Source organism: Pseudomonas trivialis (genome assembly GCF_036864995.1).
Lineage (GTDB): Bacteria > Pseudomonadota > Gammaproteobacteria > Pseudomonadales > Pseudomonadaceae > Aquipseudomonas > Aquipseudomonas trivialis.
Map to the genome: position 1 here is coordinate 1634765 of NZ_CP142151.1, position 22888 is coordinate 1657652.

19 protein-coding genes and 1 pseudogene are annotated in these 22888 nt (G+C 51.8%); all 20 read left to right on the top strand.

The window, feature by feature from the left end; all coding sequences use genetic code 11:
* The first annotated feature begins 234 nt into the window (after positions 1 to 234).
* The 20 genes and pseudogenes from serC (at position 235) to VRB54_RS07390 (ending at position 22799) form a co-directional block, all read left to right on the top strand.
* Positions 235 to 1320, top strand: a complete 1086-nt coding sequence (gene serC / locus VRB54_RS07295; RefSeq protein ID WP_338480155.1) for a 3-phosphoserine/phosphohydroxythreonine transaminase — start codon at positions 235 to 237, stop codon at positions 1318 to 1320.
* The gene (gene pheA / locus VRB54_RS07300; protein WP_057009614.1) at positions 1320 to 2414 is read left to right on the top strand and encodes a prephenate dehydratase; all 1095 of its coding nucleotides are present in this window, start codon (positions 1320 to 1322) and stop codon (positions 2412 to 2414) included. The genes serC and pheA overlap by 1 nt, the downstream gene beginning before the upstream one ends.
* A gap of 9 nt (positions 2415 to 2423) precedes the next feature.
* The gene (gene hisC / locus VRB54_RS07305; protein ID WP_338480156.1) at positions 2424 to 3536 is read left to right on the top strand and encodes a histidinol-phosphate transaminase; all 1113 of its coding nucleotides are present in this window, start codon (positions 2424 to 2426) and stop codon (positions 3534 to 3536) included.
* A gap of 28 nt (positions 3537 to 3564) precedes the next feature.
* Complete coding sequence (locus VRB54_RS07310) at positions 3565 to 5775, top strand: bifunctional prephenate dehydrogenase/3-phosphoshikimate 1-carboxyvinyltransferase (protein ID WP_338481065.1); 2211 nt, start codon at positions 3565 to 3567, stop codon at positions 5773 to 5775.
* On the top strand, positions 5772 to 6461 hold the full coding sequence (gene cmk / locus VRB54_RS07315) for a (d)CMP kinase (RefSeq protein WP_034102642.1): 690 nt from the start codon (positions 5772 to 5774) through the stop codon (positions 6459 to 6461). Before VRB54_RS07310 ends, cmk begins: the two co-directional genes overlap by 4 nt.
* Before the next feature lie 119 nt (positions 6462 to 6580).
* Entirely contained in the window at positions 6581 to 8272 is a 1692-nt protein-coding gene (gene rpsA, locus VRB54_RS07320) for a 30S ribosomal protein S1 (protein WP_338480158.1), read from the top strand.
* Positions 8273 to 8432: 160 nt separating this feature from the next.
* Entirely contained in the window at positions 8433 to 8717 is a 285-nt protein-coding gene (locus VRB54_RS07325; protein WP_057009617.1) for a hypothetical protein, read from the top strand.
* Positions 8718 to 8849: 132 nt separating this feature from the next.
* The gene (ihfB, locus tag VRB54_RS07330) at positions 8850 to 9146 is read left to right on the top strand and encodes an integration host factor subunit beta (RefSeq protein ID WP_003189779.1); all 297 of its coding nucleotides are present in this window, start codon (positions 8850 to 8852) and stop codon (positions 9144 to 9146) included.
* 24 nt (positions 9147 to 9170) lie between these two features.
* A complete protein-coding gene (locus VRB54_RS07335) occupies positions 9171 to 9398 on the top strand; it encodes a lipopolysaccharide assembly protein LapA domain-containing protein (protein WP_338480160.1) in 228 nt (75 codons plus the stop codon).
* A 424-nt stretch (positions 9399 to 9822) separates the two neighbouring features.
* Complete coding sequence (locus tag VRB54_RS07340) at positions 9823 to 11091, top strand: Wzz/FepE/Etk N-terminal domain-containing protein (protein WP_338480161.1); 1269 nt, start codon at positions 9823 to 9825, stop codon at positions 11089 to 11091.
* Between the two features lie 309 nt (positions 11092 to 11400).
* A complete protein-coding gene (locus VRB54_RS07345) occupies positions 11401 to 11811 on the top strand; it encodes an FdtA/QdtA family cupin domain-containing protein (protein ID WP_338480162.1) in 411 nt (136 codons plus the stop codon).
* 132 nt (positions 11812 to 11943) lie between these two features.
* The gene (locus VRB54_RS07350; protein WP_338480163.1) at positions 11944 to 12897 is read left to right on the top strand and encodes a glycosyltransferase family A protein; all 954 of its coding nucleotides are present in this window, start codon (positions 11944 to 11946) and stop codon (positions 12895 to 12897) included.
* Positions 12898 to 12908: 11 nt separating this feature from the next.
* Positions 12909 to 14150: a hypothetical protein gene (locus VRB54_RS07355; protein WP_338480165.1), complete on the top strand. Its 1242-nt coding sequence runs from the start codon at positions 12909 to 12911 to the stop codon at positions 14148 to 14150.
* A 14-nt stretch (positions 14151 to 14164) separates the two neighbouring features.
* Positions 14165 to 15199 carry a polysaccharide biosynthesis protein gene (locus VRB54_RS07360; RefSeq protein WP_338481066.1) on the top strand — a complete coding sequence of 345 codons (1035 nt, stop codon included), beginning with the start codon at positions 14165 to 14167 and terminating at the stop codon, positions 15197 to 15199.
* A 3-nt stretch (positions 15200 to 15202) separates the two neighbouring features.
* Positions 15203 to 16321 (top strand): UDP-2-acetamido-2,6-beta-L-arabino-hexul-4-ose reductase, encoded by a 1119-nt coding sequence (gene wbjC / locus VRB54_RS07365; RefSeq protein ID WP_338480166.1) that lies wholly within the window; start codon positions 15203 to 15205, stop codon positions 16319 to 16321.
* 24 nt (positions 16322 to 16345) lie between these two features.
* Positions 16346 to 17476, top strand: a complete 1131-nt coding sequence (gene wecB / locus VRB54_RS07370; protein ID WP_338480167.1) for a non-hydrolyzing UDP-N-acetylglucosamine 2-epimerase — start codon at positions 16346 to 16348, stop codon at positions 17474 to 17476.
* A gap of 13 nt (positions 17477 to 17489) precedes the next feature.
* The gene (locus VRB54_RS07375) at positions 17490 to 18743 is read left to right on the top strand and encodes a glycosyltransferase family 4 protein (RefSeq protein WP_338480168.1); all 1254 of its coding nucleotides are present in this window, start codon (positions 17490 to 17492) and stop codon (positions 18741 to 18743) included.
* Positions 18743 to 19702 (top strand): SDR family oxidoreductase, encoded by a 960-nt coding sequence (locus VRB54_RS07380; protein ID WP_338480169.1) that lies wholly within the window; start codon positions 18743 to 18745, stop codon positions 19700 to 19702. The genes VRB54_RS07375 and VRB54_RS07380 overlap by 1 nt, the downstream gene beginning before the upstream one ends.
* Positions 19702 to 20718: a glycosyltransferase family 4 protein gene (locus VRB54_RS07385; protein WP_338480170.1), complete on the top strand. Its 1017-nt coding sequence runs from the start codon at positions 19702 to 19704 to the stop codon at positions 20716 to 20718. The genes VRB54_RS07380 and VRB54_RS07385 overlap by 1 nt, the downstream gene beginning before the upstream one ends.
* Positions 20719 to 20806: 88 nt before the next feature.
* Positions 20807 to 22799 (top strand): annotated as a pseudogene (locus VRB54_RS07390) (polysaccharide biosynthesis protein).
* Positions 22800 to 22888: the final 89 nt, after the last annotated feature.

Consider the following 22888-nt stretch of genomic DNA (forward strand, 5'->3'; position numbering starts at 1 on the left):
GGGGCGGATGAAGATTCGCCCCCTTGTTGTTTGTGTCCCCTTTGAAATACCTATCCTTGGTCTGGCACCGATCCCCTGTGGGAGCTGGCTTGCCTGCGATAGCATCACCGCGGTATCACTGGAACCACCGCAGTGCCTTTATCGCAGGCAAGCCCGCTCCCACCAGGGTTCGCTCCAGCGAAAGGTTGTTGCCGAACATGATTGCAGCCCCACCAGATCAGAGTGAGATTGGATGTGAGCAAGAGAGCCTATAACTTCTGTGCCGGCCCCGCGGCGCTTCCTGAAGCAGTCCTGCAGCGCGCGCAGGGTGAACTCCTCGACTGGCATGGAAAAGGCCTCTCCGTGATGGAAATGAGCCATCGCAGCGATGAGTTCGTCTCCATCGCCACCAAGGCCGAGCAGGACCTGCGCGACTTGCTGGACATCCCCTCCAACTACAAGGTGCTGTTCCTGCAAGGCGGTGCCAGCCAGCAGTTCGCCCAGATCCCGCTGAACCTGCTGCCCGAAGGCCGCACGGCCGACTACATCGACACCGGCATCTGGGGGCAGAAGGCGATTGATGAGGCCTCCCGCTACGGCAACGTCAATGTGGCAGGTACCGCCAAGCCCTACGACTACTTCGCCATTCCCGGTCAGAACGAGTGGACGCTGACGAAGGATGCGTCCTACGTGCACTACGTGGCGAACGAAACCATCGGTGGCCTGCAATTCGACTGGGTGCCTGAAGTGGGCGATGTCCCGCTGGTGTGTGACATGTCATCGGACATTCTTTCGCGCCCGATCGATGTGTCGCGCTACGGCATGATCTACGCCGGCGCGCAGAAGAACATCGGTCCGAGCGGCATCCTGGTCAACATCATCCGCGAAGACCTGCTGGGCCGCGCCCGTGCGGTGTGCCCGACCATGCTCAACTACAAGGTCGCAGCCGACAACGGCTCGATGTACAACACCCCGCCGGCATTCGCCTGGTACCTCTCGGGTCTGGTGTTCGAGTGGCTGAAAGAGCAGGGCGGTGTCGCCGCGATGGGCAAGCTCAACGAAGAGAAGAAGCGCGTCCTGTACGACTTCATCGACGCCAGCGGCCTGTACAGCAACCCGATCAACCTTGGCAATCGCTCGTGGATGAACGTGCCGTTCCGTCTGGCGGACGACCGCCTGGACAAACCGTTCCTGGCCGGTGCCGACGCGCGCGGCCTGCTGAACCTCAAGGGCCACCGCTCGGTGGGTGGCATGCGCGCCTCCATCTACAACGCTGTCGACATCCACGCGATCAACGCGCTGGTTGCCTACATGGCAGAGTTCGAAAAGGAACACGGCTAATGTCTGAGCAAGAACTCAAGGCCCTGCGGGTCCGTATCGACAGCCTGGACGAAAAGGTCCTGGAACTGATCAGTGAACGTGCGCGCTGCGCCCAGGAAGTGGCGCGGGTGAAGATGGCTGAGCTGGCCGAAGGCGAGGTGCCGGTGTTCTATCGGCCCGAGCGTGAAGCGGCGGTGCTCAAGCGTGTGATGGAGCGCAACCGGGGCCCATTGGGCAACGAAGAGATGGCGCGGTTGTTCCGCGAAATCATGTCCTCGTGCCTGGCCCTCGAGCAGCCGCTGAAAGTGGCTTACCTCGGCCCTGAAGGCACGTTCACCCAGGCGGCGGCCATGAAGCACTTCGGCCACGCCGTGATCAGCAAGCCGATGGCGGCCATCGATGAAGTGTTCCGTGAGGTGGCGGCCGGCGCGGTGAATTTTGGCGTGGTGCCGGTGGAAAACTCCACCGAAGGCGCGGTCAACCACACCCTCGACAGCTTCCTCGAGCACGACATGGTGATCTGTGGCGAAGTCGAGCTGCGCATTCACCATCACCTGCTGGTGGGCGAAAACACCAAGACCGACAGCATCAGCCGTATCTACTCTCACGCTCAGTCCCTGGCCCAGTGCCGCAAGTGGCTGGACGCCCATTACCCGAATGTCGAGCGCGTGGCGGTGTCGAGCAACGCCGAGGCCGCCAAGCGGGTCAAGGGTGAGTGGAATTCGGCGGCGATTGCCGGTGATATGGCTGCGGGCCTTTACGGGCTGACGCGCCTGGCCGAAAAGATCGAGGACCGCCCGGACAACTCCACGCGGTTCCTGATGATCGGCAGTCAGGAAGTGCCGCCGACCGGCGACGACAAGACTTCGATCATCGTGTCCATGAGCAACAAGCCAGGCGCCCTGCATGAACTGCTGGTGCCGTTCCACGACAACGGGATTGACCTGACGCGCATCGAGACGCGTCCTTCGCGCAGCGGTAAATGGACCTATGTGTTCTTTATCGACTTCATCGGTCACCACCGCGACCCGCTGGTCAAGGGCGTGCTCGAGAAGATCAGTCAGGAAGCCGTGGCACTCAAGGTGCTCGGCTCTTACCCGAAAGCGGTTTTGTGAGGCTTTGACATGAGTGGCAACTTCCTCGCCCTGGCGCAGCCGGGCGTGCAACAACTCTCGCCTTATGTGCCGGGCAAGCCTGTGGACGAACTGGCGCGTGAGTTGAACCTGGACCCTTCGAAGATCGTCAAGCTGGCGAGTAACGAAAACCCGCTGGGCCCGAGCCCCAAGGTGCTGGCGGCGATTCGTGAAGAGCTGACCGAGTTGACCCGTTATCCGGATGGCAACGGCTTTGCGCTGAAGTCGCTGCTGGCGCAAAACTGCGCTGTAGAACTTAACCAGGTCACCCTGGGCAATGGCTCCAACGACATTCTTGAGCTGGTCGGCCGTGCCTACCTGGCGCCGGGCCTGAATGCGGTGTTCAGTGAGCATGCGTTTGCGGTCTACCCCATCGTGACCCAGGCTGTTGGCGCCGATGCGCGGATAATTCCGGCCAGGGACTGGGGGCATGACCTGCCGGCAATGTTGGCAGCCATCGACGCGCAGACGCGCGTGGTTTTTATCGCCAACCCGAACAACCCCACCGGCACCTGGTTTGATGCCCAGGCGTTGAACGATTTCCTGCAAGACGTGCCCGAGCACGTGCTGGTCGTGCTCGACGAAGCCTATATCGAGTATGCCGAAGGCGGCGAGTTGCCAAACGGCCTGGACTTTCTGGCGGCCCACCCGAACCTGCTGGTGTCGCGCACCTTCTCCAAGGCCTATGGCCTGGCGTCGCTGCGCGTTGGCTACGGTCTGTCGACGGCGGTGGTTGCGGATGTGCTGAACCGCGTGCGCCAGCCCTTCAACGTCAACAGCCTCGCCCTGGCCGCAGCCTGCGCGGCGGTTAAAGACACCGAGTACCTGGAAGAAGGCCGTCGCATCAATGAACGCGGCATGCTGCAACTGCAGCAAGGTTTCCGTGAATTGGGCCTGGGCTGGATTCCGTCCAAGGGCAATTTCATCTGCGTCGACCTCGGCCAGGTGGCCGCTCCGGTATTCCAGGGCCTGCTGCGCGAAGGCGTGATCGTGCGCCCGGTGGCCAACTACGGCATGCCGAACCACCTGCGTATCACCATAGGCCTGCCGGCCGAGAACAGCCGCTTCCTTGAGGCGCTGGCCAAGGTTCTGGCCCGTGGTTGATGTCACTGCATTGCAACCTGCTGTGCCTATGATCGGTCGCCTGGTGGTGGTTGGCCTGGGATTGATCGGTGGCTCCTTCGCCAAAGGCCTGCGTGAAAGCGGGCTATGCGGCGAAGTGGTCGGAGTGGACCTTGACCCGCAATCGCGCACGCTGGCGGTTGAGTTGGGCGTGGTCGACCGCTGTGAAGCGGACCTGGCCCTGGCTTGCCAGGGCGCGGATGTGATCCAGCTGGCGGTGCCGATCCTCGCGATGGAAAAGCTGCTTGGGGTATTGGCCGGCATGGACCTGGGCCAGGCGATTCTCACCGACGTCGGCAGTGCCAAGGGCAATGTAGTGCGCGCGGCGCAACAGGCGTTTGGCGGCATGCCGACGCGCTTTGTGCCGGGCCACCCGATTGCCGGCTCCGAGCAGAGCGGGGTGGAAGCCTCCAATGCGCAGTTGTTTCGTCGGCATAAAGTGATTCTGACGCCGCTGGCACAAACCGATCCGGCGGCGCTGGCCGTGGTTGATCGTCTGTGGCGCGAGCTGGGGGCGGATGTGGAGCATATGCAGGTCGAGCGCCACGACGAGGTGCTGGCGGCGACCAGCCACCTGCCGCATTTGTTGGCATTTGGTCTGGTGGATTCTCTGGCCAAACGCAACGAAAACCTGGAGATCTTCCGCTACGCCGCTGGCGGTTTCCGTGATTTCACGCGGATTGCCGGCAGCGACCCGGTGATGTGGCACGACATCTTTCTCGCCAATCGCGAAGCGGTGTTGCGCACCCTGAATACCTTTCGCAGCGACCTCGACGCCTTGCGCGACGCGGTCGATGCCGGAGATGGTCATCAGTTACTGGGCGTGTTCACCCGTGCGCGGGTGGCGCGTGAGCACTTCAGCAAGATCCTGGCGCGCCGGGCCTATATGGAAACCGCTGTGAGCGCTGATGAGGTGGTCTTCGTGGCCAGCCCGGGTGGTCGCTTGAGTGGGCGCATCCGTGTGCCGGGCGACAAGTCGATCTCCCATCGCTCGATCATGCTGGGCTCGTTGGCCGAGGGGGTCACCGAAGTTGAAGGTTTCCTGGAGGGCGAGGATGCCCTGGCGACTTTGCAGGCGTTTCGTGACATGGGCGTCGTGATCGAAGGTCCGCACCATGGGCGCGTAACGATTCACGGCGTCGGTCTGCAGGGGCTGAAGGCGCCACCGGGGCCGATCTACCTCGGCAACTCCGGCACCTCGATGCGCCTGCTCGCCGGGTTGCTCGCGGCGCAGCGTTTTGACAGCGTATTGACCGGCGACGCCTCGCTGTCCCGGCGCCCGATGAATCGTGTGGTCCAGCCGCTGCGGGAAATGGGGGCGGTGATCGAGACGAGGCCTGACGGGCGTCCGCCGTTGAGCATTCGTGGTGGTCAGTCCTTGAAAGGGTTGAATTACACGCTGCCGATGGCCAGTGCCCAGGTCAAATCCAGTGTGTTGTTGGCGGGGTTGTACGCTGAAGGCAAGACCGCAGTGACCGAGCCAGCACCGACTCGTGATCATACCGAGCGCCTGTTGCGCGGGTTTGGTTGCCCGGTGTCTGTGGAGGGCGCGACCGCCTCGGTGGAGTCGGGGCATGTGCTCAGCGCCGCGCATATAGAAGTGCCCGGGGATATTTCCTCGGCGGCGTTTTTCCTGGTGGCGGCTTCGCTTGCCGACGGGGCCGAGCTGCTGCTGGAGCATGTCGGCATTAACCCGACGCGCACCGGCGTGATTGATATCCTGCGATTGATGGGCGCTGATATCAGCCTGGAAAACCAGCGTGAGGTGGGCGGTGAGCCTGTCGCGGATCTGCGGGTGCGTTCGGCTGCATTGAAGGGGATCGAAATTCCCGAGGCGCTGGTTCCGTTGGTGATTGATGAGTTTCCGGTGTTGTTTGTGGCGGCAGCCTGCGCTGAAGGTAGAACGGTACTGCGCGGTGCTCAGGAGCTGCGCGTGAAGGAATCCGACCGCATTCAGGTTATGGCCGATGGTCTGTTGATGCTCGGGGTGAAGTGTGAACCTGCCGCCGATGGGATTATCATCGACGGCGGCCCGTTAAGCGGCGGGGATGTGCAGGCCCATGGGGACCACCGGATTGCCATGGCCTTCAGCGTGGCTGGCCTGCGAGCGGCGGCGCCGATTCGTATCCATGACTGTGCCAATGTAGCGACGTCTTTTCCGAATTTTCTTACCCTGTGTGCCCACGTCGGCATGCGTGTTGCCCAAGAGGCTCAATTGTGAATATCAAAGCACCGGTGATTACCATCGACGGGCCAAGCGGCTCCGGCAAAGGCACTATCGCCGGCATCCTGGCCAAGCGCCTGGGCTGGTGCCTGCTGGACTCCGGCGCGCTGTATCGCCTGCTGGCGTTTGCCGCACGCAACCATGGCGTCGACCTTACCAACGAAGAATCCCTGAAACTGCTGGCGGCACATCTTGACGTGCAGTTCGTCGGCGCGACCGAAGGGCATCCGCAGCGCATCATCCTTGAAGGTGATGATGTGACCGATGACCTGCGTAACGAGCAGGTTGGCTCGTGGGCGTCCCAGGTCGCCGCGCTGCCGGCGGTGCGTGATGCATTGCTGCAGCGTCAGCGTGCATTTCAGGAGCCGCCAGGCCTGGTGGCGGATGGCCGCGACATGGGCACCGTGGTGTTTCCTGATGCGCCGCTGAAGATTTTCCTGACCGCCAGTGCCGAGGAGCGGGCGCGCCGCCGTTACTTGCAGTTGAAGGGCAAAGTCGATGGTGTTAGTCTGTCGAGTCTGCTAGATGAGATCCGTGCACGCGATGAGCGTGATACCCAGCGTGCGGTAGCCCCGCTCAAGCCGGCGGCTGACGCCATACAGCTGGATTCCACGGAGCTTTCCATCGAGCAGGTGCTGGAACGCATCATGAGTGAGATCGCCATTCGCGATATTGCCGGGTGACCAAGAAGGCTGCAGGGGACCAGTCAAAGTCCTGTGGTGCTTCTTCTAAATGAAACTGACCCATACCGTCTGGGGTGTGGAGATGGGCGTATTCTTCGCCCTTATCAACAGGAATTAAAATGAGCGAAAGCTTTGCGGAACTCTTTGAAGAAAGCCTAAAAACCCTGAACCTTCAGGCAGGCTCCATCATCACCGGTGTTATCGTTGATATCGATTACCAAGCTCGCTGGGTAACCGTTCACGCTGGTCTGAAGTCTGAAGCTCTGATCCCGCTGGAACAGTTCTACAACGATGCTGGCGAGCTGAACATCAACGTCGGTGACGAAGTTCACGTTGCTCTGGACTCGGTTGAAGACGGTTTCGGTGAAACCAAGCTGTCCCGTGAAAAAGCCAAGCGCGCTGAATGCTGGATTGTTCTCGAAGCAGCCTTCGCAGCTGAAGAAGTGGTCAAGGGCGTTATCAACGGTAAGGTTAAAGGCGGCTTCACTGTCGACGTTAACGGCATCCGTGCGTTCCTGCCAGGTTCTTTGGTCGACGTTCGTCCAGTGCGCGACACCACGCATCTGGAAGGCAAGGAACTCGAATTCAAGGTCATCAAGCTCGATCAGAAGCGCAACAACGTTGTCGTTTCCCGTCGCAGCGTCCTGGAAGCAGAGAACTCCGCCGAGCGTGAAGCTCTGCTGGAATCCCTGCAGGAAGGCCAACAAGTCAAAGGTATCGTCAAGAACCTCACCGATTACGGCGCATTCGTCGATCTGGGTGGCGTCGATGGCTTGCTGCACATTACCGACATGGCCTGGAAGCGTATCAAGCATCCTTCCGAAATCGTCAACGTTGGCGACGAGATCGATGTCAAGGTTCTGAAATACGATCGCGAACGCAACCGTGTTTCCCTGGGCCTGAAGCAGCTGGGTGAAGATCCATGGGTTGCTATCAAAGCGCGTTACCCGGAAAGCACTCGCGTGACCGCGCGTGTAACCAACCTGACCGACTACGGCTGCTTCGCTGAGCTGGAAGAAGGCGTGGAAGGCCTGGTACACGTTTCTGAAATGGACTGGACCAACAAGAACATCCACCCTTCGAAAGTCGTACAAGTCGGCGACGAAGTGGAAGTTATGGTTCTGGACATCGACGAAGAGCGTCGTCGTATCTCCCTGGGTATCAAGCAGTGCAAATCCAACCCATGGGAAGATTTCTCCGGCCAGTTCAACAAGGGCGATAAGATCTCCGGCACCATCAAGTCGATCACCGATTTCGGTATCTTCATTGGTCTGGACGGCGGCATCGACGGCCTGGTTCACCTGTCCGACATCTCCTGGAACGAAGTCGGCGAAGAAGCTGTTCGTCGTTTCAAGAAGGGCGACGAACTGGACACCGTTATCCTGTCGGTTGACCCAGAGCGCGAGCGTATCTCCCTGGGTATCAAGCAACTGGAAAGCGATCCGTTCTCTGAATTCGTTCAGGACAACGACAAAGGCGCCATCGTTAAAGGCATCGTGAAAGAAGTTGACGCTAAAGGCGCCATCATCACTCTGACCGACGATATCGAAGCGACTCTGAAAGCCTCCGAAATCAGCCGTGACCGCGTTGAAGACGCGCGTAACGTTCTGAAAGAAGGCCAGGAAGTAGAAGCCAAGATCATCAGCGTTGACCGCAAGAGCCGTGTAATCCAGCTCTCCATCAAGTCGAAAGACGATGCTGAAGAGAAAGAAGCCATCCAAAGCTTGAAAGACAAGCCTTCGGATAGCATCGCTGCTGGTCCTACCACTCTGGGCGACCTGTTGCGTGCACAAATGGAAAAACAGAACTAAGTTCTGTCAGACCATAGAGAAAGGGCGACTTCGGTCGCCCTTTTTTGTGCCTGAAATTCGTTGAATCATCCTCGGGTATCTCTGGTCTACAGGTCGCTGTCAGAACTGGCTATAGTCATTGTAAAAGCGCTCTCGGCGTTTTGTTTCAATAAGGATTTGAATGAACAGGCTTATCGTAGTGCTCGTATTGGTGGTGCTGTCAGGCTGTTCCGTCACCAGCGCAAAAACGCATGTCAAGCGCGGTGTGAGTGGGATAGAAATAGACTGCTCGGGCCTTGGCGGTAATTGGGAGAAGTGCGAGAAGCGCGCTGCTCGCGAATGCAAGATGCAGGGCTATAAGGTCGTTACGCGGTCCAGTGATGCGAAGGACGAAGAGGGCGATTACTTGTTTGGTTGGAATCCTGCCGGCGCAGTCACTCGAACGATGTTGGTCATCTGTAAATGACCCCTCGCGTTGCCCGCCAGTGCAGCTGTATTAACCTGCACATAAGTTATTATGTGGGCTGTTCAAATTCATCAAGTCATGCTAAAACCTTCGGAGCGCTTTTCCTAGCTGCTTGAAAAAGAAGGGAAAAATATGACGAAGTCGGAGTTGATCGAACGAATTGTCACCCATCAAGGGCTGCTCTCATCCAAGGATGTGGAGCTGGCTATCAAGACCATGCTTGAGCAAATGTCCCAGTGTCTGGCTACCGGCGACCGCATCGAGATCCGTGGCTTCGGCAGTTTCTCCCTGCACTACCGCGCGCCCCGCGTTGGCCGCAATCCAAAGACAGGCCAGTCCGTCAGCCTTGACGGTAAATTCGTTCCTCACTTCAAACCGGGCAAAGAGTTGCGTGACCGGGTGAACGAAGAAGAGGAAGAGGGCGTCTGAGTGTTTTTGGAGTGGGAGAAGGTTATGCGAGGGGTTAAGCGCGTTGTTGCGGTATTTGCGGTGCTGATTGTTGCTTTGATCGTGCTGGCGTTTGTATTGGAAAATCAGCAGGACGTTTCGCTTTCATTCTTGGGTCAATCGACTCGGCAGATGCCTGTTTCGGTGTTTGTTGTGGTCGCGTTGATCGTTGGGATGTTGATAGGGCCACTTCTGAGTGTGGTGGTAGGTCGTCGTAGATTGGTTGCGAAGTGAAGGAACTGAAAGGTTTACTGGTTTGGCTGGATAGCAGGCTCAGATAACCGTCCGTCAGAAAATATCCCGCTTTGGTACGGCTCATCACCTGTATGGTTTTCCGCTGGTGCGTCTCTGGGCGTCTAGAAGTCCTTTAAATCATTGGTCATCATTTGCTGGATTCGAAATTTGCATCCTGCTTCTCTGTTGCGCAGCATCCTTGATAAGGATTATTTTGCGTTGTAAGGAACGCCCTACAGACATTCAAGCCTTGTAATCTACCAAAGAGATGGCAAAATGAAATCTGTTCTCGATAACAGGCATTTTGTGCGCTTGGAATTTGGCAGAGACGCCGGACTCAGGCGGCCATCTAATTAAAATAAAAAATACACAATTTTGTCTGCATAACGAGCCCGCAGTTTCTCTTTGAAGGCAGGTTTTTGTTGTGAGTAGTAGCTTTCGTGTCCCGCCCAGCCAAGCCACTCATGAATTTAATGTCGTTGACATTGTTAGTGCGCTCTGCAATCAAAAAAAGCTTATAGCCGCGACGATAATGATTGGGGCATCAGTTGGCTTCGGCTACGGTATGCTGGTGACTCCTGAGTACCGTGTTAGCAGTGTTCTTCGCCCTGCTGCGCTTAATGAGTTAGACGCACTGAATCGCACAGAAGTGTATGTACTGCCGCCGCGTGAGGCCCTGAAAAGGCTAGGGTCGTCGCTGGAGTCTTATGAAACACGCCTTGAATTTTTTAGATCGCATCAAAACTTGTTTGAGCCTTTTGTGAAGCCAGGCCGCACATTGGAGCAAAGTTTTGAAGAGTTTAACTTAAATTCTGTAAGTGTTACCTCGCCTGAGCTTGATAAGGCTGACTCGCTAAACGACTATATAAAGTTGGAGATGAACTATCCTGCTGATATGGACGGCGTGTCTATTCTTAACGGGCTTGTCGATTTTGCCATTCAGAAAGAGCGTAGGCAAATTGGCGCAGATATCAATGTTATTGTTAATAATCGTCTGAGCGAGTTGCAGGGGAAATTTGCTGCTTCACGAGCCAGTTATCAGTCTGAAAAAGAGGTGAAAGTTGCCTCTCTAGTTGAAAGTGATAATTTAAAGCAAGCGCAATTGAGTGATGAACTTCGTGCGCTGCGAGTTCAATTGAAGGCTGAGCGTAGTAATCGAGTTGCTCAATTGAATGAGGCAATTTCCATAGCGCTAAAATTAGGAATTAAAAAGCCCTCGAGCCCTTCTTCATTGACTGAGCCTGTCAGTAATGGCAGCGCGAATGTGATGCGTACAGAAATTAACAACCAGCAGATCCCACTTTATTTCATGGGGGTGGATGCGCTGGAGGCTGAACGCAGAGCGCTATTAACGCGCAAATCAGACGACTTTGTCAGTTCTCGCATTTCACAGATTGCGAAAGAGCAGCAGTTACTGAAAAGCAATCGTGAAATAGAAGTTTTGGCTGGGCGTGAGAATGAAGATGTATTTCTGAGTGGAGTGCAGCCGCTGCGTGCAGAGATCTCCCGGTTACGCAATATTAATACTGATATGAGCCAGTTAAAGCTGGTAACTGTGGATAAAAAAGCGCTTGAACCTTTGAGTCCGATTCGTCCACAAAAGGCGTTGAACATAATTCTCGGGGCAATGATGGGGGGCTTGTTAGGTATCATTATTGCTTTGGCACTCAAGCGGAATCGTACTCGAAAATGAAATATTCTGGCCAATGCTGCAATTGATGTCAATTTGCAATCGTTTTGCTTGGCTTATGTGCATTTTGTACACGGGTATCCATATAAAAATGTGCAGGTGGCTTGATTCAAGGCTTGATCAAATGTGGCCAGTGTGAAGAATGGGTCAAAAGGCTCGGTCGCTATAGTCCTGGTTAAAGAGACTGTGTTAAATTAAGGCTGGCTTCTTGGTTATTACCATGTTAGCGGCCAAAGGATATCTCGTAATTTTTGGATTTTTTGCATGGCCTTCATCAAAAAATAGCCAATTTTTGAAATTCAGGTGTTGAATATGAGTTTAGTTCGGTGGATTGATTTTCAGGTGCTGGGTGATCATCGAGGTAGCTTGGTTGCCATCGAGCACGGGAAGGTCATACCTTTTGACATAAAGCGTGTCTATTATATATACGGTACTGCAGCGGGTGTCAGCCGTGGCTTTCACGCACACCATGAATTAAAGCAGGTTGCTATATGCGTGGCCGGTAGCTGCCGAATGGTATTGGATGATGGCGCTCACAGGGAGGAGGTTATTCTTGACTGCCCGAAGAAGGGTATTGTCATTGATGAGATGGCATGGCACGAGATGCACGATTTCAGTGAGCATTGTGTACTGCTTGTTTTAGCAAGTGATCATTATGATGAGTCGGATTATATTAGGGACTATCAGCAGTTTATTGAGTTGGCTAAGCTGACTCTCATTTAGTCACGCTTGGATTTTTCCTGTGGGCAGGAAGCTATGTACAGGGTGCTGCTATTTATCCGAATTTAGAGATGTTGGCTTATTAATTATTTATTTTGGCCGTTACACACGAAATAACTGACGGTGGGGCAAGCAGTGACTGCAAAAATTAGCGTGATGGTACCGGTATATAACTCAAAAAATTACCTGAGAGAGTGTCTGGATTCAATATTTAGCCAGGATTATGATAATTTTGAAGTTGTTGTTTCAGATGATGCTTCAACCGATGGTGGGCAAGAAATATTAAAAGAGTACGCCATGGCTCATAAAAACATGGTTTTATTGCTTAATGAGAAGAACCTTGGTATCACAGATAATTGTGATCAGGCTCTTCAGTCATGTGATGGTGATTATATAGTTTTATTTGCAGGTGATGATGTTATGTTGCCTGGAAAACTGTCAATGCAGGTTTCATTCATGGAGCTTCATCCAGATGTCGCGATAAGCTATCACTCGGTGGAGATTTTTAATTCTGATACGAATACAGTGTTGGGTTATACCAGTAGCACACCGGCGGATGAAACTAATAATACAGTCGATATTATTACGAAAATGGGTATCGATGGTTCCATGAGTATTATGTCCCGCTCAAGTATGGTGCCAAAGGATATTTACAAAACTGATGTAAAGTACATCAGTGACTGGTTGTTCCAAATTGAGGTTTCGTTGGCGGGCAGGGTTGTTATGTTGCCTGGGGTTTGGTGTAAGTATCGTAAATATGGGGCCAATAATGGCAAGGACCTTTCAAGGTATCTACATGAATTTGAAGAAGTCATAGATTACGTCAAGGCTAAATATAGCGATAATGTTGAGTTAATGACAGCTTGTAATGTAGGGCTAGCGCGGTTCCTTGCAGGAGAGGCGTTTCGAAACATCGCTGGCGGGCACAAACAACAGGCTAGAAGCAATTTAAAGCGTGCGATCGAGTTAGATAAAAAGCCCGTATATATGCTGGCCTATCTGTTTTCCTTCGTTCCGCTACGCGGTGCACAGCTTGATCAGTTAAAGTACCGTTTAAAGAAAATCCTGAGTAAGATGGGCTTGCTATGAAGGCAGGTTTAATGGTTGATCGCAATGGGCTGATGTTTTTCTGCGGCTATGCAATTTTCATATCCTACATGTTTCATATGGTACGTGGTCTTTTTTCTCTTTATCCACTGTTAGTATTTTTCCTAGTCTTGTGCATGAGTGTTTGGGCTGTATCCAGAGTTGCGGTTGCTGAGTTGGATTCGCGTGGTTTGTTAATAATCTTAATAAGTGTTGGTTATTCTTTATTGATCGTGCCGATTATTTCTTTGATCTGCGCTCCCGATTATTTTACGCCTACATCAGTTGCTCGGTTTTTGTTTGTATTGCCATTGTTGGTGATTGCGCTCGTTTTTGTGAGAGTTGATAGATTTGCCAGAGTTTTAAAATTTTATGTATGGTTTGCTATTTTGTGCGGTGCGTCGGTCTTATATCAAATTCGATTTGGGCCGGTTAGCTGGTTTGCTGAAGCGTCCAGTCGTGATGGATTGGTACGCTATTCTTCTCTTGCCGGCAGCCTTACTATATTGGGCGTATCCGGAGGCTTGGCATTGCCCTTTGCGTTTTTTATGATACGGCGCAATTGGCTAAAGTGCTTAGTGCTGGCTGCAATTGCGCTGGGTATGTTGTTGTCGTTGCAGAAGGCGGCTGTCATCAATTTGATAATCTTCGCGATATTAGTATTTTGGTTTTTCTTGAAGAGGGGCAAGGCTGGCTTGATTATCTTGCTTGGCGGCCTTCTTACAGGCTTTGTTGCATTACTGTATAGTTTGGATGTCAGTTATGCGGTGTCTGTGGTCAATAATGTTTTCCGAATTGGCCAGTCAAGTGACAGCTATACCGATTACTCGTTTTCTGAAAGTATCCTTTCACGGCTATGGGGGTTGCCGTCAGTAGTATTGGATTACCATGGTCCTTACTCATTGCTATTTGGTGTGGGCCTTGCTGGTGGGGCAGGGGTGTTTGGAAATGAAGACCTGCCGATGTCGCACAATGCGCTACTCGACTATCTATTTATCGGCGGAATCCCTTATTTACTTATTTTTTTGGCCTCTGTGGCATATGCGATCCAAAAATGCCTTCTTCATATTCGTAAAGATTATGCGAATCAAGGGTTGCACCGGTCCTGTCTATGGTTTTTCTTGATTTTTTTGGCTAACATGCCTTTTGCGTCTGGAATGCAGTATCAGCCTGTATTGGGCGGTATTTTTTACGTCGTATTAGGCTGGTATTTAATAGTTCCTAAAAAAACATGCAGTGCTTTGCAGAAGAATTAAATATTGGAGGTTATGTGTTTTCAAGTAAGAAACTATTGATCAGCGGCGGCACGGGTTCCTTTGGTAACGCTGTGTTAAAGCGCTTTCTGACCACAGATATCGCTGAAATCAGAATTTTCAGCCGCGACGAAAAAAAACAAGATGATATGCGTAAACGGTATAACAGCCCGAAGCTGAAGTTTTACATCGGTGATGTGCGCGATTATCAAAGCTTACTGACTGCTACGCGTGGAGTCGATTATATCTTTCACGCGGCGGCGCTTAAGCAGGTGCCTTCATGTGAGTTCCATCCGATGGAGGCAGTGAAGACCAACGTTATTGGTACCGATAACTTGCTGGAAGCGGCAATTCAGAATGAGGTAAAGCGTGTTGTTTGTCTAAGTACTGACAAGGCGGTCTATCCTATTAATGCGATGGGTATTTCAAAAGCGATGATGGAAAAAGTCATGGTCGCGAAGTCCAGAAATCTGGATGAGAGCAAGACTGTGATTTGCGGTACCCGATACGGCAACGTTATGGCGTCACGTGGTTCGGTCATTCCGCTTTTTATCGAGCAAATAAGAGCGGGTAAGGCCTTATCGATTACTGACCCTAACATGACTCGCTTTATGATGACGTTAGCCGACGCCGTAGATCTTGTTCTTTATGCTTTCGAACACGGTAACAACGGTGATCTTTTTGTTCAAAAAGCGCCTGCGGCTACTGTTGAAACTTTGGCGCGTGCGGTAACTTCGTTGATGGGGCTGCCGCAGCACCCGATTCAAGTCATCGGAACTCGTCATGGCGAGAAGCTCTATGAAGCGTTGCTCAGTCGTGAAGAAATGGCTTGTGCAGAAGACCGCGGTGAGTATTTCCGTATACCGCCCGATTTACGCGATTTGAATTACAGCAAGTTTGTCGAGCAAGGTGAGGAGAAAATTTCCACAACCGAAGATTACAACTCTCATAACACCGAGCGACTGGATGTTGAAGGCATGAAAAAGCTTTTACTGAAGCTCGATTTCATGCGTGCCATCGAACGTGGTGAGCACGCAACGCCCGAGGAGTAAGTAATGAAGGTTCTGATCACTGGGGCGCAGGGATTTGTTGCTAAAAATCTACAGGCTCACTTGCGTGAACGTCAGGATATAAGTGTTTTTTTGTTTTCTCGGCAAGACAACCTGGCGTCGTTGAAAAATCTGCTCGCGGAAGTTGACTTTGTATTTCATTTGGCTGGAGTCAATCGTCCCGAAAATACAGATGACTTTCGTACGGGTAATACTGATCTGACCAAGTTTATCTGTGAAGAAGTTGGTTTGTTGGGGAGAAAGACACCGATTTTATATACCTCGTCCAGTCAGGCAGAATTTGATAATCTCTATGGGGTGAGCAAGTTAGCAGCCGAGCAGGCCCTTATTGAGCTGTCGGTCGTACAGTCAGTGCCGGTGCATATCTTTCGTCTGCCTAATGTATTCGGAAAGTGGTCAAAACCCAATTATAACTCGGCGGTAGCGACATTCTGCAATAATATCGCCGCAGGTTTGCCGATTAAAATAAACCAGCCGGATGCAGCTATCAAACTGGTTTATATAGATGATGTCATTGCTCAGTTTGTTGCGGTGATGGACGGTCTCGTCGCTGGAGATCCATTTGTTTCGGTCAACCCTGTTTACGACACGACAGTAGGGAAGTTAGCTGCGCAGTTGTATAAGTTTCGTGATAGCCGTGAGACGCTAATTACGGAAACTGTGGGAAAAGGGCTGGCGCGTGCCCTGTATTCGACATACTTGAGTTATATTCAACCAGAGCGCTTTACCTATGAGGTTCCCAAATATGAGGACCCCCGAGGCGTGTTTGTCGAGATGCTGAAGACCAAAGACTCTGGTCAGTTTTCTTATTTTACTGCGCATCCGGGTGTGACGCGTGGCGGCCATTATCACCATTCAAAAACAGAAAAATTTCTGGTAATAAAAGGCGCCGCTTGTTTTCGCTTTCGTAGCATCAACTCAGGTGAATTCTATGAGCTTTTTACTTCGGGCGAAAAGCCAGAAATTGTAGAGACAGTGCCAGGTTGGACCCATGATATAACTAATGTGGGTGAGGATGAAATGATCGTCATGCTATGGGCTAACGAAATATTTGACCGAGAAAAGCCTGATACCTATGCCATGCCAGTGGGCACCGAAGCTTAAATATATTAGTAAATAGAGACAGCCATGAAGAAGATGAAAGTTCTTACCGTAGTTGGAACTCGGCCTGAGATCATACGGCTATCGCGTGTGATTGATTCGCTGGATCGGTATTGTGACCACGTTTTGGTACATACGGGTCAGAACTATGACTACGAGCTCAACGAGATTTTTTTCCAGGATTTGGGTATCCGTAAGCCGGACCATTTTCTTAACGCTGCGGGTGCTACCGGTGCTGAGACGATCGGCAATGTCATCATCGCCGTGGATAAGGTATTAGCGGATGTTCAGCCTGAGGCGTTACTGGTACTGGGAGATACCAATAGCTGCATGGCAGTTATTCCCGCGAAACGTCGCAAAATTCCTACATTCCATATGGAAGCAGGCAATCGGTGCTTCGATATGCGGGTTCCGGAAGAAATCAATCGCCGTATTGTCGATCACACGGCGGATATCAATTTGACGTATAGCACTATTGCGAGAGATTACCTTCTTCGTGAAGGGCTGTCACCGGATATGGTTATTAAAACCGGCAGTCCTATGTTTGAGGTGCTTTCATACTATCGATCTGGCATAGAAGCCTCAGGCGTTCTTGACCGTTTAGGTTTGGAGCAGGGTAAGTTTTTTGTTGTCAGTGCTCATCGTGAAGAAAATATTGATTCAGATAAGAATTTTTTAAAGTTAGTAACTGTGCTCAATACTGTAGCAAGTGAGTACGATCTTCCCGTCATTGTCTCTACTCACCCGCGTACATTAAAGCGTGTTAACGCGATGGGTGTAACCTTCCACAAAAATGTTCAACTGTTAAAGCCATTGGGGTTTAAGGATTATAATAAGCTGCAGTTGACGTCCAAGGCTGTTTTATCAGACAGCGGTACGATCAATGAAGAGTCGTCGATCCTCAACTTTCCAGCCTTGAATATTCGCGAGGCTCACGAACGCCCTGAGGGTATGGAAGAGGCTGCGGTAATGATGGTTGGTCTCGAAGTTAATCGCGTGCTTCAAGGTCTGACTGTGCTGGAAAGTCAAAAAGCCGGTAATGAGCGTACATTACGTTTAGTTAGCGATTACAGTATGCCCAATGTTTCTGAAAAAATCGCCAGGATTATTCATAGCTATACTGACTATGTGAATCGAATTGTGTGGAAGCGCTACTGAAAGAGTTGATTAGATGCCTGAGAATAAGCTTAATATTCTTGTAGTCACACAGTATTTTTGGCCCGAAAATATGCGGATCAATGATCTTGTTCAGGATTTTTCCGCTAAAGGCCATGCTGTAACTGTATTGACGGGGCTGCCTAACTACCCCGAGGGTAAGGTATATGAGCAATACCGCCAGGCTCCGGAGAAATTTTCAGAGTTTTCCGGGTGCAGGGTCGTGCGTGTTCCACTTTTACCCCGAGGGAATCGCAGTATAAATTTAATATTAAATTATCTTTCTTTTTTTACGATGGCAAGCGTCGTCGGACCATGGAAACTGCGTCATGAAAAATATGATGCTATTTTTGTCTACGCAGTATCCCCCATCATGGCGGCCATCCCTGCCTTGGTAATGGGGCGTTTAAAGAAAGCACCAGTGTTCGTGTGGGTTCTGGATTTGTGGCCAGAAACGTTGAGAGCTGTTGGCGTAGTAAAGCATGCACTATTGCTCAAGTGTGTAGGCCGGATGGTGTCATGGATATACAACCGGTCAGATTATCTATTGCTGCAATCACATGGTTTTTTTGAGAACGTAAAGCGATATTGCACAAAAAATATTTCGTCAAATCGTCTGATTTATTTTCCAAGTTGGGCGGAGGATGATTTCTCTGACTGCAATCAGCGAGCATCTACGTTACTTCAGCCTGACCCTAACGTTTTTACTGTTTTGTTCGCTGGTAATCTTGGGGAGGCACAGGATCTTCCTGCGGTTGTTGAAGCGGCACAGATGCTTTCAGGAAAAGTGGCCGTACGCTGGGTCATCGTTGGTGACGGTCGGATGAGCCAATGGCTGGCTGATAAAGTGCTTTCCTGTGGTTTAGGTAATGTTCTGCTGTTGGGGCGCCATCCTCTGGAAGAAATGCCTGCGTTGTTTGCTGGTGCGGATGCGCTCCTTGTCTCATTAAAAACAAATGATGTTTTCGAAAAGACAATCCCCGGTAAAGTCCAGGCATATCTTGCGTCTGGCAAGCCGATTCTTGGAATGATTAATGGTGAGGCCGCCCGTGTCATAGAGGAGTCTGGCGCTGGTTTGTCTTGCTCTTCCGGGGATGCTGCAGCTCTTGCGCAGATTACTCTCCAGCTGGCGACGGCAGGTACAGAGCAACGTACTGCCATGGGTAAGTCAGGTCGTGAATATTATCTGGAAAACTACTCCAAGGTCAGTCTTCTGAATCGCTTGGAGCAGCTTTTCCGCGATGCCACTTTACGAAAAGGACAACAGTAATGTCGCAATCTGTATTTTTGACCGGGGCCACGGGGTTTGTAGGCAAAGCGGTGTTGGGCCGTTTAGTGGCAGATAATTTTGCAGTAACTGCTGCGGTCAGAAATGGAACGCCGATTCGCTTGGCGGATGTGACGGTAGTTCCGTTTCAGTCTTTTGAAGGTATGAACTGGGGCAGCAGCTTGATCGGTATAGGCGCAGTGGTTCACTGCGCTGCGCGTGTTCATGTAATGAACGATACCGAGGCCGACCCCCTTGCTTCATTTCGAAAGGTCAATGTCGAAGGTACGCTGCATCTCGCTCGGCAGGCAGCAGCGGCAGGGGTGAAACGTTTCATCTATATCAGTTCGATCAAGGTCAATGGTGAGGGAACCTCACCGGGCCGCCCGTATACAGCTGATGACCGGCCTGGCCCGAGCGACCCCTATGGCATTTCAAAGATGGAAGCTGAGCAGGGACTGCGAGAGTTGGCAGTACTGACAGGCATGGAGGTGGTTATCATCCGGCCGGTACTCGTCTATGGTCCCGGAGTGAAAGCCAACTTTCTCAGCATGATGCGATGGTTGGACAGGGGGATACCGCTCCCGTTCGGCGCCATTAATAACGGTCGTAGCTTGGTAGCGATCGATAACCTGGTGGATTTGATCGTAACCGCTTTAACTCATCCTTCAGCAGCTAACCAGACATTTCTGGCTAGCGACGGAGAGGATCTTTCAACTACACAGTTGCTGCGTCGTATGGCGAATGCATTGGGCAAGCCTGCTCGCCTTCTGCCCATTCCCAGCTGGATGTTGAGCGCATCAGCCAAGACGCTTGGCAAGAAATCCTTGTCTCAACGGCTTTGCGGGTCGTTGCAGGTTGATATCAGTAAAAACATGAAATTACTGCACTGGGCTCCACCAGTTTCGGTGGATGATGCATTGAAGGCTACCGCGCTGTACTACAGGGAACATAATAAATAATGATTTATTGGTGGTTGATACCTGTCGTTCTTCTTTTGTCATTTGGACTAACCGCTGCGCTGCGTCGTTATGCACTTGCTCGCAGCATCATCGATATTCCAAATGCTCGAAGCTCTCACTCGGTACCTACTCCGCGAGGGGGGGTTGCAATTGTTATCAGTTTCCTGTTTGTGTTGCCAATTATCACTTTGGCAGACCTTCTGCCGTTGCAGGTATTGATCGCCACTTGGGTGGCCGGCGCATTGGTAGCAATCGTTGGATTCATGGATGATCATGGTCACATCGCAGCGCGATGGCGGTTGCTCGGGCATTTCTCGGCAGCAGTATGGGCACTTTTCTGGCTGGGGGGAATGCCGCCAATTACTGTATTCGGTATGACTATCGATCTGGGATGGATGGGTATTCTGGTTGCGGCTCTTTACCTGGTTTGGATGCTCAACCTTTATAACTTTATGGATGGAATCGATGGCCTTGCCAGTATCGAAGCCATCTGTGCATGTCTTGGCGCCTGTTTGATTTATTGGTTCGGTGATTTTAGAGAGCTGTTCTGGTTGCCATTGATTCTAGCGCTGGCTGTTGCAGGTTTCCTTTTTTGGAATTTCCCACCCGCGCGTATCTTCATGGGAGACGCAGGAAGTGGTTTTCTTGGATTAATGTTAGGCGTTATCTCTATACAAGCAGCCTGGGTATCCTCGCAGCTAATCTGGGTATGGTTGATTTTATTAGGTGTGTTCATTGTTGATTCTACGTTTACGTTGATACGCAGGTTATTAAGGGGCGACAAGGTTTACGAAGCGCACCGCAGTCATGCCTATCAATTTGCCACACGGCGATTTGGGAAGCATTTACCCGTAACGCTTGCGGTTGCAGTGATTAACTTGTTTTGGCTATTACCGGTCGCCATGTGTGTCGTGTTGATGAGGTTGGACGGCGCATGGGGGTTGATTCTTGCCTACGCGCCACTGGTGGTGTTGGCGATAAAATTCAAGGCAGGTAGTCTCGAACAGAGCGGCTGAGGCCTTCGCTGGTCATCCAAGGACGGTCAGATATTTAATTGATCGCTTACACGTATTATGGGAGCAGTTTCAAGTGGACCAAGGGGTTATGGAAAAGTTAAGGGCGTTTCTTGTCGGGTTACCACGCCGAAAAAAGCGACTCATTCAGGTAACGGCTGATGTCTTTATAGTTTGGGCGGCGTTATGGCTCGCATTTGTCGTTCGCCTTGGTATTGACGAGATGGTCAATCCTTTTCTGGCTCACCTGTGGTTGTTTTTAGCTGCGCCCGTGGTTGCTATCCCTTTGTTCATTCGTTTTGGAATGTACAGGGCGGTAATGCGGTATTTTGGCAATGATGCACTGATTGCCATCATTAAAGCTGTAAGTTTGTCCTCCTTGATTCTGGGGGTCGTTGTCTATTGGTACAGTAATCACGAGAACGTTGTTCCAAGGTCCATTGTTTTCAACTACTGGTGGCTCAGTCTGATAATGGTAGGCGGTTTGCGCTTGACCATGCGCCAGTATTTCCTGGGCGACTGGTTCGCGGCATCCCAGCATGTGCCTTTTACCAGTCGTGAAAATGGTTTGCCCCGTGTCGCTATTTACGGTGCCGGCGCAGCGGGCAACCAGCTTGTCGCCGCGCTACGCATGGGGCGTGTCATGCGCCCGGTCGCCTTTATCGATGATGATGTAAGTATCTCGGATCGCGTCATTTCAGGCCTCCAGGTTTATAAGCCTAAGCATATTCAACGAATGATTGACACCACGGGGGCGCAGGAAATCCTGCTGGCAATTCCATCATCTAACCGTGCCCGCCGTAGAGAGATCCTCGGCTTCCTCGAAGGTTTTCCACTTCACGTACGAAGCGTGCCAGGTTTTATGGACCTCGCCAGCGGGCGAGTGAAAGTTGATGATATTCAAGAAGTAGATATTGCCGACCTTTTAGGTCGTGATGCTGTTCCAGCGCAAGATGATCTATTGGAGCACTGTATCAAGGGGCAGAGCGTATTGGTAACAGGCGCAGGGGGGTCTATTGGCTCGGAACTCTGCAGGCAGATCCTGTCTTTACGCCCAACGGTCTTACTTTTATTCGAACACAGTGAGTTCAATCTATACAGCATATTGTCGGAACTTGAACGCTCTATAGTCCGGGAATCTCTGCCGGTAAAGTTGCTGCCGATACTGGGTTCGGTACGCAATCCCTCCAAGTTGCTGGACACTATGAAAATGTGGCGGGTGAACACTGTTTACCATGCTGCAGCTTATAAGCATGTACCTATGGTCGAGCACAATATCGCGGAGGGTGTGCTGAATAATGTGATTGGTACATTAAATACTGCCCAAGCGGCGCTTGAGGCAGGTGTTGCGAACTTCGTCTTGATCTCTACCGATAAGGCTGTCCGTCCTACCAATGTAATGGGAAGCACCAAGCGTCTCGCGGAACTAACGTTGCAAGCGCTCAGTCGTGAGCGCGAACCTATTCTGTTTGGTGATAGTGCTAATGTGCCGAGAGCCAACAAAACCCGGTTTACAATGGTGCGGTTCGGCAATGTTCTGGGCTCCTCCGGGTCAGTTATTCCACTGTTTCATAAGCAGATAAAGTCTGGAGGACCACTGACCGTCACACATCCTAAAATTACGCGATACTTTATGACTATCCCCGAGGCCGCCCAGCTAGTGATCCAGGCTGGCTCGATGGGGCAGGGGGGATGTTTTTGTACTGGATATGGGCGAGCCGGTAAAAATTTTTGAGCTCGCCGAGAAAATGATTCATTTATCCGGTTTGAGTGTGCGCTCTGAGAAAAACCCACACGGTGATATCAGCATTGAGTTTTCCGGGCTCAGGCCCGGCGAGAAACTCTACGAGGAGCTGTTGATCGGCGATAATGTCGTTCCTACTCGCCACCCCATGATCATGAGTGCCAATGAGGATTATCTGTCTTGGGAGGCGCTCAAGGAGATGCTCACCGAATTGCTCGCAGCGGTAGAGAAGGATGACTACGACCGAGTTCGACAACTACTGCGAGATACAGTGAGTGGTTATACCCCTGATGGTGAAATTGTAGATTGGATATACCAGCAGCGCCGTTTTGAACCCTAGTAAGCGCTTAATAGGGTCCATGACTTAAACGTCGGCTCTATATCCTATCCTGGAGCTCGCAGCACGCAGCTCCTGGCAGTAAGGCCCCT

Coding starts and splice junctions, on each gene's coding strand:
- VRB54_RS07345 (WP_338480162.1), top strand. CDS start 11,401: ATGAGTTTAGTTCGGTGGATTGATTTTCAGGTGCTGGGTGATCATCGA.
- VRB54_RS07355 (WP_338480165.1), top strand. CDS start 12,909: ATGGTTGATCGCAATGGGCTGATGTTTTTCTGCGGCTATGCAATTTTC.
- wbjC (WP_338480166.1), top strand. CDS start 15,203: ATGAAGGTTCTGATCACTGGGGCGCAGGGATTTGTTGCTAAAAATCTA.
- hisC (WP_338480156.1), top strand. CDS start 2,424: ATGAGTGGCAACTTCCTCGCCCTGGCGCAGCCGGGCGTGCAACAACTC.
- VRB54_RS07335 (WP_338480160.1), top strand. CDS start 9,171: ATGCGAGGGGTTAAGCGCGTTGTTGCGGTATTTGCGGTGCTGATTGTT.
- VRB54_RS07375 (WP_338480168.1), top strand. CDS start 17,490: ATGCCTGAGAATAAGCTTAATATTCTTGTAGTCACACAGTATTTTTGG.
- VRB54_RS07325 (WP_057009617.1), top strand. CDS start 8,433: ATGAACAGGCTTATCGTAGTGCTCGTATTGGTGGTGCTGTCAGGCTGT.
- VRB54_RS07380 (WP_338480169.1), top strand. CDS start 18,743: ATGTCGCAATCTGTATTTTTGACCGGGGCCACGGGGTTTGTAGGCAAA.
- VRB54_RS07385 (WP_338480170.1), top strand. CDS start 19,702: ATGATTTATTGGTGGTTGATACCTGTCGTTCTTCTTTTGTCATTTGGA.
- rpsA (WP_338480158.1), top strand. CDS start 6,581: ATGAGCGAAAGCTTTGCGGAACTCTTTGAAGAAAGCCTAAAAACCCTG.
- wecB (WP_338480167.1), top strand. CDS start 16,346: ATGAAGAAGATGAAAGTTCTTACCGTAGTTGGAACTCGGCCTGAGATC.
- pheA (WP_057009614.1), top strand. CDS start 1,320: ATGTCTGAGCAAGAACTCAAGGCCCTGCGGGTCCGTATCGACAGCCTG.
- ihfB (WP_003189779.1), top strand. CDS start 8,850: ATGACGAAGTCGGAGTTGATCGAACGAATTGTCACCCATCAAGGGCTG.
- VRB54_RS07310 (WP_338481065.1), top strand. CDS start 3,565: ATGATCGGTCGCCTGGTGGTGGTTGGCCTGGGATTGATCGGTGGCTCC.